Source organism: Inhella gelatinilytica (assembly GCF_016093295.1).
In the GTDB taxonomy this organism is placed as follows: Bacteria; Pseudomonadota; Gammaproteobacteria; order Burkholderiales; family Burkholderiaceae_C; genus Inhella; species Inhella gelatinilytica.
Genome location: NZ_JAEDAL010000021.1, coordinates 1 through 1,493, shown reverse-complemented (window position 1 = coordinate 1,493; position 1,493 = coordinate 1). Strand labels below are relative to the sequence as shown.

Below are 1,493 nucleotides of genomic sequence, written 5' to 3'. Positions count from 1 at the left end.
GCCGGCGGCACATCCGTACAAGAGCCATGCGCCACCTCGGCGGCCATGCCGATGCTCTCGCCCAGCGTCGGGTGCGGGTGGATGGTCTTGCCGATGTCCACCGCGTCAGCGCCCATCTCGATGGCCAGGGCAATCTCGCCAATCATGTCGCCGGCGTGCGTGCCGACGATGCCGCCGCCGACGATGCGGTGCGTCTCGGCATCAAACAGCAGCTTGGTAAAGCCTTCGTCCCGGCCGTTGGCAATGGCGCGTCCGCTGGCGGCCCAGGGGAAGAGGCCCTTTTCAACCTTGCGGCCTTCCGCCTTGGCTTGGTCCTCGGTCAAGCCCACCCAAGCGACTTCGGGATCGGTGTAGGCCACGCTCGGAATGACGCGGGCGTTGAAGGCGGAACTCGCCAGCTTGGCGTCGCCCTTGAGTTCCCCGGCGATGACTTCCGCCGCCACGTGGGCCTCGTGCACGGCCTTGTGGGCCAGCATGGGTTGACCGACCAGATCGCCAATCGCGAAGATGTGCGGCTGGTTGGTGCGCATCTGGATGTCGACGTTGATGAAGCCGCGCTCGGTCACCGCGACGCCGGCTTTGTCAGCGCCGATCTTCTTGCCATTGGGCGTGCGGCCCACGGCTTGCAGCACGAGGTCATAAGTGCCTTCGCTCTTGGCGCCGTCCAGGCCCTCGAACTGCACCTTGATGCCCTCGGGCGTGGCTTCGGCCCCCACGGTCTTGGTCTTCAAGAGGATGTTGTCGAAGCGCTTGGCGTTCATCTTCTGCCAGACCTTGACGAGGTCACGGTCGGCGCCTTGCATCAGGCCGTCCATCATCTCGACCACATCCAGGCGTGCGCCCAGCGTGGAGTACACCGTGCCCATTTCCAGCCCGATGATGCCGCCGCCGATGAGGAGCATCTTCTTCGGAACCGCCTTCAGGGCCAGGGCGCCGGTGCTGTCGACGATGCGTTCATCCTGCGGCAAGAAGGGCAGGCGCACGGCCGAGGAGCCGGCGGCGAGGATGGCCTTTTGGAAGCGGATGGTCCGCGTAGCCCCCGTCTTGTCCTGCGCACTGCCGGTGGTTTCTTCGACCTGCAGGTGGTGGGGATCGAGGAAGCTGCCGTAGCCGCGCACGACGGTGACCTTGCGCATCTTGGCCATCTGCGCGAGGCCGCCGGTGAGCTTGCCAATGACCTTTTCCTTGTGGCCGCGCAGCTGATCGATGTTGACGGTGGGGGCGCCGAACTGAACCCCCAGGTCAGCCAGGTGGCTGACCTCATCCATGACGGCGGCAACGTGCAACAGCGCCTTGGAGGGGATGCAGCCGACGTTCAGGCACACGCCCCCCAGGGTGGCGTAACGTTCGACCAGGACGACTTTGAGTCCGAGGTCGGCGGCGCGGAAAGCGGCCGAATAACCGCCCGGGCCGCCGCCCAGGACCAGGACTTCGCAGTCGAGGTCAGCACCGCCGGTGTGGATGGCGGTGGCGATGGGGGCGGCTACCGGTAC

Annotated in this window: 1 protein-coding gene; it reads right to left on the bottom strand. The window is 66.2% G+C overall.

What is annotated here, in order from left to right:
* A partial coding sequence (gene lpdA, locus I7X43_RS16255) for a dihydrolipoyl dehydrogenase (protein WP_198102004.1) occupies nucleotides 1-1,493 on the bottom strand: 1,493 nt, incomplete at both ends.